The sequence below is a fragment of the Pseudomonas ficuserectae genome (assembly GCF_024584585.1).
GTDB lineage: Bacteria > Pseudomonadota > Gammaproteobacteria > Pseudomonadales > Pseudomonadaceae > Aquipseudomonas > Aquipseudomonas amygdali.
On sequence record NZ_CP085684.1, the window covers coordinates 3,157,260 to 3,170,890 of the forward strand.

The following is a 13,631-nucleotide window of genomic DNA, read 5'->3' on the forward strand; positions in this document are numbered from 1 at the left end:
AAACAAGAGATGGGCCGTGATGACAGAACGAGTGCTTGTTACCGGGGGTGGCGGTTTTGTGGCCTGCCACTTGATTCAGCAACTGCTTGCCAGCGGCAATGTCGTCAATACCACCGTGCGCAACCTCACCAACAGGGCAAAAGTGCTTCCTCTGCTGACGTTGCAAAAGCAACATCCAGGCAAACTTTACCTGTTCGAAGCAGATCTTCTTGTAGACGGCGCGTTTGATGCGCCCATGCACGACTGCACGGTCGTCCATCATGTGGCGTCGCCCTTTCTGCTGCCTGAAAAAATAAAGGACGGCCGCCGTGAAATGCTTGAGCCTGCACTGCTGGGCATCCGGAACGTTCTGAGCAGTGTCGATAAAACGCCCAGCGTCCTTCGTGTCGTCATGACCTCCATCGTCGGGGCAATCTTTGGCGATTACATTGACGTTTTGCACATGAAGAACAAGACCCTTACCGAAGACTATTTCAATACCAGCAGCACGCTTGAAACCAACCCCTATCACTACGCCAAGGTCGAGGCCGAAAAAGAAGCATGGCGGATCTGCGAGAAGCAGACTCGCTGGAGCCTGGCCACTATCAATCCGGGCATGATCCTCGGCCCTTCTCTATACGCCGGCCTCGGACTCCGGAAGCCTGTTTCTTCTGGATGAGATGTTCCGCGGTTACTTCTTCCATGGCATGCCCGACCTGAGTCTGACTACCGTGGACGTCAGGGATGTAGCGGCAGCTCATATCATCGCAGCGAACAAGGTTGACGCTCAGGGGCGCTATATTCTTGCTGAACAACATATGATTTCTTTCGTGGAGATAGCTGGTATTGTGCGCCGTTTGCATCGACGCCCCTGGTTATTGCCGCGTTACCGCATTCCCCACGCTATTGTCAGGTTGATTGGTCCCTTCTTCGGGCTCACTCAGGATTATCTGAGCAAGCACCTCGGCATTCGCTTTGTGGTGGATAACCAGCGCAGCCTGAATGATCTGGGCATCAAATATCGATCCATCACGGAAACGCTGACAGATCATTACCGTTGCTGGGATATGCAGCGTCAGCTCAACAGCCAGGCGAATGAGAAGCTTCGGTCGTGACATTCAAGTTGCTTCACTTCCCGTAACGGAATGGAACGTGCATAGACCTCGCTTATCAGGTTTCACCCGAGGTCTCCCCATGCGCCATCTCGATACCGATTGCCTTGCTGCTTTTGTTGCTGTCATCGATTGCGGCGGGTTCACCACTGCCGGTGAGCGTATCGGCAAGACCCAGGCAGCCGTCAGCCTGATGCTGGGCCGGCTGGAATCCCGGGTCGGGCGCAAGCTGTTGGAGCGGTCTCGCCGTGGAGTTACGCTGACGGAGCATGGTGAACGGCTGATCGGCTACGCCAGGCGTATCCAGATGCTCGAAGACGAGGCGCTTGCCGCGCTCGATTGCGGGCAGGAAGCCACTCGCGTTCGTATAGGCATGCCGGATGACTATCTTGAGTCGCTGGGCTGCGAGCTCATGCAGGCGTTCACCCTGCGCTATCCGCATCTACAGGTAGAAATCATCTGTGATTTTTCTTCTCGCCTCGAGTCCATGATTACCGAAGGTAGCATCGACCTGGCGATCATCACCCGCTCCGGCACCAAGGTGCAGGGTGAGTTACTTAGGTGCGAACCGATGTTGTGGTGCGCAGCGCCGGGGCATTTTCCCGAGCAACAGAAAGTTTTACCGTTGTCGTTATTTACCGAAAGCTGCCGGGCGCGTCCGCAGATCATTGAGGCGCTGGATCTATTGGGCACGCCTTGGCGGGTGGTCAGTTCTTCATCTCATCTGCCGGGCGTCATGCATTCGGTTCGGCTGGGCACCTCGGTGACGGTATTGCCCGCTTCAGTTGTTCCATCTGGCTGGCGCATCCTGAAATCCGAGCAGTTGCCCCGGCTGCCAAGCATCGAACTGGAGATGCTGGTGCCCGAACATGCCCTGTTGAACACCCGCCGCCTGGCGCATTTCGTCCGTGATTGCTTTCAGGCCGAAAGCCGTTCTGAAAGCGAGTCTCAAAGCGAAGCGATGGCAGCCTTGTAACCTTCAAGCACCGCTTGCAGCGCTTTTTCCTGATGCGCAAAGGTCAGATAAGTTCGGCCAAAGGCAAACGGCATGCTCATGACCCGTTCACGGCGCAGCGCTTTGTGCAGCGCAAGCGTCCACTCGCTGTCGGCCACATGCGCCGCGTCGGCGTAGGTTCTGGGTGGTATCGCCGATGGCCATAACGTGAACACTGACCCGTAACCCGTACTGCTCACGGCCATGCCTTTGCTGGCAAAGGCTGCGACCAGTTGGGCGCGTAGCTGGTCACCGCGTGTCAGCAGTGCGGCATAGTTGGCGGTCGCCAGTTGCTTGAGGGTCGCCAGTACTGCAGCGCACGCTGGCGGCGCTCCACTGTAGGTGCCGGCGCGTACGATTTTTCCCTGCTCGAAAAGACGCATGTATTCGGGTTTGCCAACCAGAGCGGCGACCGGAATACCACTGCCGATCGCCTTGCCGACCGTGGCCAGATCAGGCTCGGCACCCAGCAGCGTGCCGGTCAGCCCTGGACACAGGCGCAACCCCATCAACACTTCATCCAGGATAACCAGTGCGCCATTGCGGTGAGCCAGATCGCTGAGGTGCTTTAAATAGCCCGGCGCAGGCTCGATGCAGCCTGCGTTGGCCAACACGGGTTCCACCACCAGGGCTGCGATGTCGCTGTAATCGCGAAACAGTTGTTCGGCATCCTCAAAATCGTTGTAGCGCAACAGCAGCATGCCATCACGTTCAGGCCGGGTTGTGCCGCTCATCAAGGCCGAGGCCTGCCCCGCATTGCCAAAGGCTACCGAGTCGTACCAGCCGTCGTAGCCGGCAGCGAACTTTACAATGCGCTGGCGACCCGTTGCCACGCGCGCGGTGCGGCAGGCCAGGTGCACGGCTTCGCTGCCGGTGTTGAGGAAGATCACCTGGCTGAGATCGCCGGTGAATGTCGCCAATGCGGCAGCAGCGGCCTCCTCGCCCGCGTGGGCAAAGGAAGGCATCGGGCCGTTGAGCATTGCTGCACTGGCCGCTGCCATGACCTCCTTCTGAGCATGGCCCAGCATGGTTGCACCAAAACCCATTGCGGTATCCACGTAGCGCACACCCTTGCTGTCCCACAGCCATGGCCCATTGGAGCGTGCGACATTGAAAGCCTGGCCGTCGATTTCGGGCAAAGCGCGTCCGCCGCTGGAAATTCCACCGATCAAATGTTTCATCTTTATTCTCAGGAAATGGGAGGTATCAATAGCCCATGACGCGGGGCAACCATTGGGTCAGATTCGGGAAAAACACGAGCAAGGCGATGGCAAACGCGGTGGCGATCCAGAACGGTATCAATCGTCGTGATACGGCACCGATATCAATACGTCCTACGTTGCACACCACAAAGATGTTGGTGCCGATAGGCGGAGTGAAAAGTCCCCAACCAAGGGTCATGGTGAAGATAAGGCCGATCTGATAGGGCTCGAAGCCCGCAGCCTTGGCCACGGGGACCAGAATCGGCGCCAGGATGATCATTGCCGGGCCAAGGTCCAGCCAGAAACCGACCACTTTGAGTACCAGAATCACCAGCAATATGGTGACCAGCGGGCCGGTATGCAGGCCGACAATCCAGGTGGCCACGGTATGGGGCACCAGTTCGAAGGTCAGGATCCAGCCAAACGGCATGGCCACAGCCATGATGATCATTACCGAGCCGGTGGTGGTCACCGCTTCGGTAACGGCCGGGAATAGATCGCGCCAGCCCAGTTGTCGATAGACAATGGTGCCGACGAACAGCGCATAGAGTACTGACAGCGACGCCGCTTCAGTGGCCGTGGCAAAGCCGGTCACTATCGACCCGAGCACCATGAACGGCATCAGCAACGCAGGCAGCGCGCCACCGGTGTCCCGCAGGAACAGGCCCCAGTCCATCTTGCCTTCAGCTTTTGGAAAGCCCTCGCGAACCCCGACTATGTAAGCGGTCATCATGAAGACTGCGGCGAGCATCAGGCCAGGGATAACGCCGGCCATGAACAGACCACCGATAGACGTGTTGGTCAACACGCCGAACATGATCAGGATGACGCTCGGCGGTACGATAATGCCCAGCGTTCCAGAGGCTGCTGTAACAGCAGCGGCGAAGGCACGTGGGTAGCCACGCGCCTCCATCACCGGAATCATGACCTTGGCAACGGTGCCAGTATCGGCGGTGGCTGATCCGGTCAGACCGCCATAGACGAACGCAGTGGCGACATTCACCAGCCCCAGTCCGCCGCGCAAACGCCCAAAGCAGTGCTCCGCAACGCGCATGATGCGCAGCGTCAGGCCTCCACGGTTCATCAGCTCCCCGGCCAGCAGAAACAACGGTATCGAGGCCAGGGTCGACGAGTCGGCACCGCGCAGCGTTTGCTGGGCAATCCAGGCCAGCGGCATGTGCAGATCACCCCACAGCAGGGCCGCGATACTGCCACCGGCCATCGCCCAGACAACTGGCAGGCCAGCCATCAGCAAACAGAAAAACGCCAGAAAAAGGATCAGCACGGTCATGGGCGTACTCCGTTGCGAATCAGGCGTGTCAGACGAACCACAGCCAGTAGCGCAAGCATCGCGGCGGCGCTGATCAACGCCAGTGAACTCAGCCCGGCGGGCCAGCGCAGCACTGGGGTTGGCATCCAGCCGGTGCGTGAAATGAACGCAACACCGCTGCTCAGCAGCCAGGCGCTGATACCCAGCAGGGCCACACTGGCAAAGGCATCCAGGGCCTTTTGCAAAGACCTTGGCAGCATGCCCACCAGGCCCTGGAATCGCACGTTTTCGTGCCTGATTTCAGCGATCACGGCGCCAATAAATGTCACCCAGATAAACCCGATCGTGGCGATCTCGAACGACCATTCGAAGCCATGCAGATTCAGGTAACGCGAGAAAACGCCTGCCAGAATGGACAGAAAGGTCACGGCGAACATCAGCGAGCCGAATACGGCAAGGCAGCGTTCAGCCAGGCTGCTGGGCGGTTGGTCGGGATGCGAGCTGATAGACATGGCGTCACTCGCCTTGCGCGTCGTGTCGCAGCTGGCTGACGAAGTCTTCGCCCCAGACCTTGCCGAACTGGGCATACACCGGGTTGCTCAGCTCGCGGAATGGACGCGGGTTGACGTCATTGAACTTCACGCCCTTGCCCTGCATTTCCTGCTGAATCTTGCTGTACACCGCTTCCAGCTGCGAGCGATACCAGGCTGTGGTGTCTACCACCGCCTTATCTAGAGCTGCCCGTTCAGTTGTGCTCAGGCTTTCGTACTTGTCCTTGTTGATGAACCAGAAGTTAGCCGACCACACGTAGTTCGAGAGCGAGACATATTTGGCGACCTCGTACCATTTCTGGTCGTAAAAATCGCGCAGCTCGGGCTCCACACCGTTGACTACACCCGATTGCAGCGAGGTATACACCTCGCCGAACGGAATCGACTGTCCCAGCCCGCCCAGTTGCTTGATGGTTGCCAGGATCACGGGGTTGGGCGGCGTACGTATTTTCAGGCCGCTGAGGTCTGCGGGCTGAAGTATCGGGTGTTTGCTGTTGGCGAACTGACGAAAGCCAGAGTCCAGCGCCGAGAGCATGACGAAGCCATGATCCTGGCCCATGCTGAGGAATTTCTTGCCGGCCTCGCTATCGAGGTAGGCATGCACGGCGACCGAATCTTCGAACAAAAATGGTAGCGACAGCGCATTCAGGCGCGGATCGATGCCGTCGGTCGAGCCGCCCAGGCCAATGTCGATGGCTCCTGCGCCGACCGAATCGACAATAGGCGCTTCATCACCCAGTTGGCCGTCCGGGTAAATCTGTACGTTCAATTCGCCTTTGGTCTCGGCGCTGACCTCGGCGGCAAAACGTGTCATCGCCTGATTGATCAGGCTGCTGGAGCTGGAGGCGTGGGCTAAACGTAACGTCTGGTCCGCCATCGCGGCGTTTGCGCCGATCAGCAAAGCCAACCCGGTCAGGGCTCCGAAAACAGCGTTTAAACGAGATGAGAATTTGAGCATGGCGGCGAACTCTACGTTGAATAGCGTTGCAGCCATTAACCATGAGTGCCGACCTTAGCGTCAATTAAGAGATGGCTTTTTGCGATTAGGATGCTTAATGCATCCATACGTTTATTTATGGATGCCATTTCCTGCCATTCCGGCATTCTCAGTCAACGCTCCAGGTACTTAAAACCCGCTCCATGAAGGGAGGATCGCGAGCAAGGCCGGGCCCGCAGCCGAAAGCGGCACCAACTACGTTTCCAGTATCGGGTGTTGCTTCATCCGCTTATGAATCAAGTGAGCAAGAGCCCCAGTCAACTGATTCGGAGCCCACCGGTCGACGCATCGAGAGGCGAGCCGTTACTATCGGCGGATGACTAAAGGAGCGCTTTGATGTTTCACGTTATGTTCAGCCTGCCTTGCCTGTACGTTATCGCCAGGTTCTTATGGCCAATGCCGTGGGCGCTATCAACCAGAATTGCCGTTGCTCTGCTGCTTGTTCTAGCCTCGCAATATCATCTGTATTGCCGCTTTTCCTCCGGAAGCGTGTTTTCGCCGGAATTTCCACGCACCGTCGTGATGCTGTTCAATTGGGCGTTTGGCGCGATCCTGTTGCTTGCGGTGTTGCAAATCATCGTCGATATCGCAACGTTGCTGACGATGCTGCTGCGCCGGAAAACACTAACCATTCCGGCAAATCTGCGCTACGTCATCGGTGTGGCAGCCTTGGTACTGGCGGCAATCGGCGTCCAGCAGGCCGTGCGCGTGCCGCCTGTGAAAGACCTCCAGATCGCGATCAAAAACCTGCCTGCGCAATTCGAGGGCTACAAAGTATTGCAACTGACCGACATGCACATCAGTCGCCTGTTTGACGCACCATGGACGCAGGCGGTGGTGCAGCAGTCGAATGCGCTGGGAGTGAATCTGATCGTCATCACCGGCGACCTGATCGATGGCTCACTCAACAACCGAAAGCAGGATGTCGAAGCGTTGCGCGATTTACGGGCGCCTGATGGCGTGTATGTCATACCCGGGAATCATGAATACTTTTTCGACAACCAGACGTGGATGCAGCACTTTGTCTCGCTGGGGATGGTGCCACTCGCCAACAGCCACACTCTGATCGAGCGCGACGGCGCACGGATCGCTCTGGCTGGCGTCACCGATGTGACCGCACCAAAAACCGGCTTCCCCGCGCCAGACGTTGAAAAAGCCATAGCAGGCATCGCAAAAGACACACCGATCATCCTGCTTGACCATCAACCGAGAAACGCGCGAGAAACCGCGGCTAAAGGGGTAACTTTACAACTTTCCGGCCATACCCATGGCGGAATGATCTTCGGTCTTCACCGCCTGCTGGCCCTGGCCAACGGGGGATTTGTGTCGGGGCTTTATGATGTCGGCGGGATGCAGCTGTACGTCAACAACGGCACCGCACTCTGGCCCGGATTTGCCATTCGTCTTGGCCAGCCTTCGGAGTTGACCCGGATTACGCTTCGGCGGGCACCGTAGCTTGCCATTAGTGGCGCGCCACATCCTGTGCGCCCGACGTTCGTGCTACCCGGCACTGGCGCGCGCCCTTATCGGCACTTCGGGCTCGGCCATTGCCAGCAGCGCTGTCACCTGGGCCAAAGGCAAGGGCCGTCCGAACAAGTAACCCTGAGCGAAATCGCACTCGTGGGAGGCTAACCAGTCTGCCAGTTCCTCGTGCTCCACTCCTTCGGCGGTGATTTTCATGCGCAGGCTTTTTCCCAGAGCGAGGATGGCTTTGACCATCTCATTTTGGTTATCCAGTGAGGTGTCAAAGAAAGACCGGTCGATCTTGATTTTGTCGATGGCCAGTTTGGTCAGGTGGTAAAGCCCCGAATAGCCCGTACCGAAATCGTCCAGCGCTACGCTCACACCCATAGCGCGCAAACGCTCCAGGTTCAGGCGTGCACTGTCGATATTGGCCACAAGGGCATTTTCCGTCACTTCCACTTCCAGCCGACTCAGTGGAAATTGACCTTCACTGGCCACGTGGGCCAACCAGTCGGGAAAATCGACACTTTCGATCATCAATGAAGTGACGTTTATGGACAGCGTAAAGTCGCTGGGCCAGTCACGCGCCTGATCGAAGGCCTGAAGCAGGAGACTTTCAGTGAGTTGCTTGATTAGCCCCAACTGTTCTGCCACGGGTATGAAGTCAAGCGGCATGATAGTTCCACGCTCGGGGTGCAGCCATCGCGCCAATAGTTCGAAGCCCGCGAGGCGTTGCTCCGGAAGATTGACAATAGGCTGATAGAACGGCTGGATTTGGTTGTGCTCAATAGCCTGCCTCAATTCCTGCGCGAACAGCTCCTGCTGGCGTTGTTCGCGCTCGAAACTGACTTCATAGAAGTTAAACGTGGCGCGGCCGCCGTTCTTGCCTCTGTACATGGCGCTGTCGGCATGCTGTAGCAGGATGTCGGCATCCGAACCGTCCAAAGGCGAAATTGCAATGCCCAGGGTCGCACTAAGCGCTAAACGCGGCAAATCCGCGCTGGACGCTGCGATTTTAGCCAACACACTTTCAGCCAGCGTTGCCAGTTCAACCTGAGTGAAGTCACCACTGACCGCCAGACCGAACTCGTCCCCGCCCAGTCGAGCCACTGAAGCCTGCCAGCCGGCAGTCGCCTCTCGCAGACTTTCCGCAACGGCGCAAATCGCCGCGTCTCCCACCGCATGGCCGTGGGAGTCGTTGATCAGCTTGAATTTATCCAGATCGATCAGGAAAACGGCGGTTTGCGAAGATGGCTGCTCCAGGCGCGCAACCAGCTGCTCGTGAAACACGCGCCGATTGAGCAGGCCAGACAAGGGATCGTGGCGGGCCAGAGAGTCGCTGAGCGCCTGCGACTTCAGCAAGTCGTTGTAGCTGTCTTGCAAGCGTTGCATCAGGCGCTTCAAAAGAATGAACGGTACGACCATCGACAGCAATGCAAACCCGGTCGACGTTAATACAAAACGCCAGCGCTCGGCATCTTCAAAGTCTTGATCATACGGTAAGTTCATGGCGTACATGGCGAAGGACTCAAGCTTGAATTCCCACGCGATGGCCACCAAAAAAATAGAAAACAGATAAAACCACAACAGGGTGTAAAGGTATTTACGAACCATGTGCGGACTACGAATGAATGACATGAACGCTACGCTCAAATGACGACAGGTGTACGACTGCAGGCAGTTCAGCGGTCGCCAGACTTCACACTAGTCGGCATTCGCTACGCCCTATTGACCCTTGCCAGGATGATGATCGGGAACACTACCGGGCTCGGTAGTGTTCCGCCGTTTGCAACTAACTCGAGCGCTGATCGACAAACCGACTGACGGCTCGAACTACTGTGTTGGCGCCTTGCTGGATTTCCTGGATGACACGATCTGCATCGTTAGCCAGCACCAGCGCCTCGGAAGCCTGCTCGGTACTGCGCACAATCACGCCCACGGCATCTGAAGCAAGGCTCTGATTGGTCTTCACGACGTTTACGATTTCTTCTGCCGCTTTGGTCGTGCGGGAGGCCAACTGACGTACCTCATCGGCTACCACCGCGAACCCCCTGCCCTGTTCGCCCGCCCTCGCGGCTTCAATAGCTGCGTTCAGTGCGAGCAAATTGGTTTGCTCGGCGATTCCACTGATGGTTTTTATGATCGTTCCAATCACCTGACTTTGAGAGTCCAGTGCCTCGATGCCCCGCGTGGCCTCTTCCATCGAAATCGTCAGCTGGCCCAGCATCTGCAAGGTGTCCTTGATGACTTTTCGGCCTTGCTGGGCACTGCCGTCGGTATCGATAGATGTTTGATAGGCCATCTCCGACGCTTCAGCGACAGCTTTCTCACGCTCAACCTGTTCAGTAATGACCGTTGCAAACTTGGCGATTTTATAGAGCTTGCCATTGGCGTCGGTAATCGGGTTATAGGACGCTTCCAGCCATACATCACGACCGGACTTGTCGACGCGCCGGAAACGGTCAACGATAAATTCACCCCGGCGCAACCTTTCCCAAAACAACATGTAGGCGTCCGAGGCGGACTCTTCAGGCAAACAAAAAATCTTGTGATGTTTTCCCTTGATCTGATGCAACTCGTAGCCCATTGCTTTCAGAAAGTTGTCATTGGCTGCGATGACTATTCCATCGAGGGTGAAGTCGATAACGGCGGTTGACCGTTGCAGTGCGTTCACGAGGGCTTCGTTCTCGCGAGAGGCTTCGATGGTGCGTGTCAAAACGCTTGAGTACAGCGTGATCTGCTCCACACCGCCGGTTTCGTTTTTAAAGGGGACGACCACAGTTCTCAGCCACACCCTGGCCCCTGTTTTGCTGACCAGGCGCAACGTGCCGCTGAAATGTTTGCCGTCCCGAATAGCAGCCAGAGCACGCTTCTGGTGAACATCAGCGCTCAGCTCTGGCGGGCTCAACTCAGAGAGACTGCGCCCGGCAATCTCGGCTTGTGCATAGCTCAGTTCTGTCTCGAACAAGGCATTGACTGACTGCACTTTGCCCGCCCCGTCCAGAACGGCGGCAACTGTCTCCAGATTCAGAATTTGCCCTGCTTGTTCAAGCATGGCGAGGCGGCGCTCCAATGCCTTATTGGTTTTTTTCAACTGAGAGTTAAACATTGTGGCTATCCGGGACAGTTTGGGCTTGCCACCTTCATCGGTCATCGAATCGAAATCTTTAGCGCGCTGGTCAACTAAACGTCGGAAAATCCTGATGTAAATTCCGAAATCTGATTAGGATCCAGATTGCCTGTCTGGTCGTACGATAACGGTTAATACATGACAATTAATTGTAAGTTTGCACGGAATTAAATTGTAAGGTGGCTGTCGGTCAGCTATTCACCTGAATAATGGCTGAACAACAACTTGATAACGTCTGTGTGTGACTCATGCTGAACGCTGGAAAGGAGATTTATTCATGTCAGAACCGCGCATTCGTGCCCTCGCTCTTTGCGTTTTTCACCACCAGGGAAAAATACTGGTCAACGAATTCCACGACGTCGTTGCAAAGCAAACGCTTTTTCGCCCTCTTGGCGGAGGCATAGAATTTGGCGAGCGGAGTATCGATGCCGTGGTCCGGGAAGTGTATGAAGAACTGGGCTTTTCGATCAGCAACGTTCGGTTGATTGGCACGTTGGAGAGCATTTTTACCTACGCGGGCAAGCCAGGGCACGAGATCGTGCAGGTCTACGATGCAAGATTTGACGACGCAGAAATCTATAAGAAGCCCTGGCTGGATGGCCTTGAAAGCGACGGGGCAACTTTCAAGGCCGCGTGGCATTCTGGTTCCAGTTTTACCAGTGAATCTACGCTTGTACCTGAAGGGCTGTTTGATCTACTCAAGAATGCGTCTCTGCTGGATTAATATGCTAACCGGCAGCAGGTGCTTCATCCCTGTCCAGTCGTCGGAAAAACTCCTCCCGTTTGTCATGGTCCGCTTGCTCCTTGGCCAGCAACCCAGGCAACAACTCACTCGCCTGCTGCGCACTCAGAATGAACACTCCGTCGTCATCGCCAATGGCGATGTCTCCCGGATTAACAACAACCCCACCGATATTGATAGGCCCATTGAGTTCGCCACATTCCCCCAGGCTTCGCGTGGTCACCGCACTGATACCTCGGCTGAATACCGGCAGACGATGTTCGCGTAAGGCGGCGACGTCGGTAACCGCGCCTGATATGACTACGCCGGCCAGGCCTTTGATGAGCGCGGCCAGGGTGCGCAGCTCGCCCCAGCAGGCGCAATGATCGTCGCCGACGCATTCAATGACCAGCACGTCGCCAGGCAGGCTGTTAAGCAATGCATCGCGCAGGATGCTGCCGTCGGGCAGCTGTACTTTGACTGTAACCACGTTGCCGACCAGTCGCGCGCCGTCGAACAGCGGTCTGATCCCTGGCAGATAACCACTGTCAGTCAGGTGGCCGATGGTGGAGGCGGCAATGCCCCGGTATTGCTCTATCACGGCGTCACTGAGTTGTTGCTGACGGTGTGCAATGTGCTTGTTCATCGACATTTTTTTGGCCTCAATAACGGGCAGGTCGAGCAATACTCGACGGGGTTGCTGGCGTCGTAATAGAAGCAGCAGGTGCGCCGAAAACGGATGCTTTTGCCTTCGGCTTCGAGCAAAACCGGAGGGCGCCGGAAGTGTTTCAACGGGTTGTAGTTCAGGCCGAACAGTGCCGGGTCGGCCTGATTCAGCAGCCAGTCGAAATCGGCTTCATAGCGCTGTCGAATCGCCGGGTCTTCAACTTTCTCCATGCGTTTGTCGTACAGCGAATAAACGCGTACGGCGGTGTTTTCCCAGAGGATGCGCCGGGAGATGCCAGTGATGCGGTTGAAGGTTTCCCACAGAGGCTGCAGCAGGTCGCGGAACAAGGTGCCGACAATTACCTCCCGCCACGCCTCGCGAGTGCCCGGCTCATAACCCACAGGTGTTACGTCGTCCAAGGGCATTGAAGAGGTCCACAGGCCCTCATCGTGTGCGTATTCAATCACGCTGTTGTCCAGCGACAGGATCAAGCCCTTGTCGTAGACCGACATGGCGTACAGGCAGGCACCGGTGCTCAGGAAGGAAAAGCGCTTGGCCAACAGCGACGCGGTGATCGCCTGCGTCGGAGAGCCGATGACCGGCCCCAATGCTGCAAGCAATTGTTCGCACACCTCGTCGTCCAGCAATGCACGGGCTGGCAACGAGCGGGTATCGCGGTCAACTGCGTGTTTGAGGCGCAGCGCCCCGGACAGCAGCGCCCATTCAGGCTCGCTGAAAGCCTGTGCCAGGCTCATTGCGGCAGTTCCCGGCCAAAGGGAATGCACAGCGGCGTACCAAAGAACGGGTCGGCGATGATCCGGCAATTAAGGCCGAAGACCTGCTTGACCAGTGCTTCACTGAGGATGTCGGCCGGACGTCCCTGGGCAAAGGCGGTGCGCTCGTGGACGGCGACCATGTGATCGGCATAACGGCAAGCCAGGTTCAGATCATGCAGGACCATGACGATGGTCTTGCCTTCCTGGCGATTGAGGTCGCGTAACAAGTCCAGCACTTCGATCTGATGAGCCAGATCGAGAAAGGTCGTCGGCTCATCCAGCAATACGATGTCGGTATCCTGGGCCAGCGTCATGGCGATCCACGCGCGCTGACGCTGGCCGCCTGACAGCGCATCAACGGGCCGCTCGGCCAGTTCCTGCATACCGGTCTGCGCCAGCGCCCGTTCGACCATGGCTTCATCCTGAACGGACCACTGCTGCATCCAGTTCTGATAGGGATAACGGCCCAGTGCCACCAGCTGACGTACGCTGATGCCTTCCGGGGCGCTTGGCATTTGCGGCAGAATCGCCAGTTCGCGCGCGACCGTAGCAGTGGATTTCTGGTGGATATCGGCACCGTTGAGCACCACAGTGCCCTGCTGCGGCTTGAGCAGACGCGCCAGGGATTTGAGCAAGGTGCTTTTGCCGCAACCGTTACTGCCGATCAGAACGGTCACCTCGCCCGCGGGCAACTGCAGATCAAGGCTGTCGATGATCACCTGCCGCTGGTAACTCAGGGTCAGGTCGTGGGTTGCGATTGACGCCATC

The 13,631-nt window shown here is 57.1% G+C and carries 14 protein-coding genes and 1 pseudogene; 5 read left to right on the forward strand and 10 right to left on the reverse strand.

Annotation, left to right across the window (positions count from 1 at the left end):
* Positions 1-70: 70 nt before the first annotated feature.
* The 3 genes from LJU29_RS13900 (at position 71) to LJU29_RS13910 (ending at position 2,067) form a co-directional block, all read left to right on the forward strand.
* On the forward strand, positions 71-658 hold the full coding sequence (locus tag LJU29_RS13900; RefSeq protein WP_235668924.1) for an NAD-dependent epimerase/dehydratase family protein: 588 nt from the start codon (positions 71-73) through the stop codon (positions 656-658).
* Position 659: 1 nt separating this feature from the next.
* The gene (locus LJU29_RS13905; RefSeq protein ID WP_257110765.1) at positions 660-1,094 is read left to right on the forward strand and encodes a Rossmann-fold NAD(P)-binding domain-containing protein; all 435 of its coding nucleotides are present in this window, start codon (positions 660-662) and stop codon (positions 1,092-1,094) included.
* A gap of 79 nt (positions 1,095-1,173) precedes the next feature.
* Entirely contained in the window at positions 1,174-2,067 is an 894-nt protein-coding gene (locus LJU29_RS13910; RefSeq protein WP_257110766.1) for a LysR substrate-binding domain-containing protein, read from the forward strand.
* Here LJU29_RS13910 and LJU29_RS13915 read toward each other — a convergent pair.
* From LJU29_RS13915 to LJU29_RS13930, 4 genes are read right to left on the reverse strand one after another with little or no spacing between them, the layout of a single operon-like run.
* On the reverse strand, positions 2,040-3,266 hold the full coding sequence (locus LJU29_RS13915; RefSeq protein WP_122322770.1) for an aminotransferase class III-fold pyridoxal phosphate-dependent enzyme: 1,227 nt from the start codon (positions 3,264-3,266) through the stop codon (positions 2,040-2,042). The genes LJU29_RS13910 and LJU29_RS13915 overlap by 28 nt on opposite strands.
* A gap of 25 nt (positions 3,267-3,291) precedes the next feature.
* Positions 3,292-4,578, reverse strand: coding sequence for a TRAP transporter large permease (locus tag LJU29_RS13920; protein WP_004665402.1), 1,287 nt, complete (start codon positions 4,576-4,578; stop codon positions 3,292-3,294).
* On the reverse strand, positions 4,575-5,069 hold the full coding sequence (locus tag LJU29_RS13925; RefSeq protein WP_005757730.1) for a TRAP transporter small permease: 495 nt from the start codon (positions 5,067-5,069) through the stop codon (positions 4,575-4,577). The genes LJU29_RS13920 and LJU29_RS13925 overlap by 4 nt, the downstream gene beginning before the upstream one ends.
* A 4-nt stretch (positions 5,070-5,073) precedes the next feature.
* Complete coding sequence (locus LJU29_RS13930; RefSeq protein ID WP_122322785.1) at positions 5,074-6,066, reverse strand: TRAP transporter substrate-binding protein; 993 nt, start codon at positions 6,064-6,066, stop codon at positions 5,074-5,076.
* A gap of 375 nt (positions 6,067-6,441) precedes the next feature.
* Between LJU29_RS13930 and LJU29_RS13935 the strand changes: the two genes are divergently transcribed.
* The gene (locus LJU29_RS13935) at positions 6,442-7,560 is read left to right on the forward strand and encodes a metallophosphoesterase (protein ID WP_057422833.1); all 1,119 of its coding nucleotides are present in this window, start codon (positions 6,442-6,444) and stop codon (positions 7,558-7,560) included.
* A 45-nt stretch (positions 7,561-7,605) separates the two neighbouring features.
* Here LJU29_RS13935 and LJU29_RS13940 read toward each other — a convergent pair whose 3' ends face one another.
* The 3 genes and pseudogenes from LJU29_RS13940 to LJU29_RS29630 form a co-directional block, all read right to left on the reverse strand.
* Entirely contained in the window at positions 7,606-9,207 is a 1,602-nt protein-coding gene (locus LJU29_RS13940; RefSeq protein WP_057422832.1) for a putative bifunctional diguanylate cyclase/phosphodiesterase, read from the reverse strand.
* Positions 9,208-9,361: 154 nt separating this feature from the next.
* Positions 9,362-9,871, reverse strand: coding sequence for a methyl-accepting chemotaxis protein (locus LJU29_RS29625; protein ID WP_223216237.1), 510 nt, complete (start codon positions 9,869-9,871; stop codon positions 9,362-9,364).
* A 30-nt stretch (positions 9,872-9,901) separates the two neighbouring features.
* A pseudogene (locus LJU29_RS29630) lies at positions 9,902-10,723 on the reverse strand (PAS domain-containing protein); the annotation flags it as partial.
* 253 nt (positions 10,724-10,976) lie between these two features.
* On the opposite strand from LJU29_RS29630, the gene LJU29_RS13955 reads away from it, so the two are divergent.
* Entirely contained in the window at positions 10,977-11,423 is a 447-nt protein-coding gene (locus LJU29_RS13955) for an NUDIX hydrolase (protein ID WP_005757742.1), read from the forward strand.
* A gap of 4 nt (positions 11,424-11,427) precedes the next feature.
* Here LJU29_RS13955 and LJU29_RS13960 read toward each other — a convergent pair whose 3' ends face one another.
* From LJU29_RS13960 to LJU29_RS13970, 3 genes are read right to left on the reverse strand one after another with little or no spacing between them, the layout of a single operon-like run.
* Positions 11,428-12,066 (reverse strand): RraA family protein, encoded by a 639-nt coding sequence (locus tag LJU29_RS13960; RefSeq protein ID WP_146754894.1) that lies wholly within the window; start codon positions 12,064-12,066, stop codon positions 11,428-11,430.
* Positions 12,063-12,842 (reverse strand): IucA/IucC family C-terminal-domain containing protein, encoded by a 780-nt coding sequence (locus LJU29_RS13965; RefSeq protein WP_057452792.1) that lies wholly within the window; start codon positions 12,840-12,842, stop codon positions 12,063-12,065. Before LJU29_RS13965 ends, LJU29_RS13960 begins: the two co-directional genes overlap by 4 nt.
* Entirely contained in the window at positions 12,839-13,630 is a 792-nt protein-coding gene (locus tag LJU29_RS13970) for an ABC transporter ATP-binding protein (RefSeq protein WP_005734293.1), read from the reverse strand. The genes LJU29_RS13965 and LJU29_RS13970 overlap by 4 nt, the downstream gene beginning before the upstream one ends.
* Position 13,631: the final 1 nt, after the last annotated feature.

Bases quoted from the DNA above. Each gene is read 5' to 3' on its own strand.
- LJU29_RS13955 (WP_005757742.1), top strand. From the start codon at position 10,977: ATGTCAGAACCGCGCATTCGTGCCCTCGCTCTTTGCGTTTTTCACCAC.
- LJU29_RS13910 (WP_257110766.1), top strand. From the start codon at position 1,174: ATGCGCCATCTCGATACCGATTGCCTTGCTGCTTTTGTTGCTGTCATC.
- LJU29_RS13915 (WP_122322770.1), bottom strand. From the start codon at position 3,266: ATGAAACATTTGATCGGTGGAATTTCCAGCGGCGGACGCGCTTTGCCC.
- LJU29_RS13960 (WP_146754894.1), bottom strand. From the start codon at position 12,066: ATGAACAAGCACATTGCACACCGTCAGCAACAACTCAGTGACGCCGTG.
- LJU29_RS13940 (WP_057422832.1), bottom strand. From the start codon at position 9,207: ATGTCATTCATTCGTAGTCCGCACATGGTTCGTAAATACCTTTACACC.
- LJU29_RS13905 (WP_257110765.1), top strand. From the start codon at position 660: ATGTTCCGCGGTTACTTCTTCCATGGCATGCCCGACCTGAGTCTGACT.
- LJU29_RS13925 (WP_005757730.1), bottom strand. From the start codon at position 5,069: ATGTCTATCAGCTCGCATCCCGACCAACCGCCCAGCAGCCTGGCTGAA.
- LJU29_RS13920 (WP_004665402.1), bottom strand. From the start codon at position 4,578: ATGACCGTGCTGATCCTTTTTCTGGCGTTTTTCTGTTTGCTGATGGCT.
- LJU29_RS13965 (WP_057452792.1), bottom strand. From the start codon at position 12,842: ATGAGCCTGGCACAGGCTTTCAGCGAGCCTGAATGGGCGCTGCTGTCC.
- LJU29_RS13970 (WP_005734293.1), bottom strand. From the start codon at position 13,630: ATGGCGTCAATCGCAACCCACGACCTGACCCTGAGTTACCAGCGGCAG.
- LJU29_RS29625 (WP_223216237.1), bottom strand. From the start codon at position 9,871: ATGGCCTATCAAACATCTATCGATACCGACGGCAGTGCCCAGCAAGGC.
- LJU29_RS13930 (WP_122322785.1), bottom strand. From the start codon at position 6,066: ATGCTCAAATTCTCATCTCGTTTAAACGCTGTTTTCGGAGCCCTGACC.
- LJU29_RS13935 (WP_057422833.1), top strand. From the start codon at position 6,442: ATGTTTCACGTTATGTTCAGCCTGCCTTGCCTGTACGTTATCGCCAGG.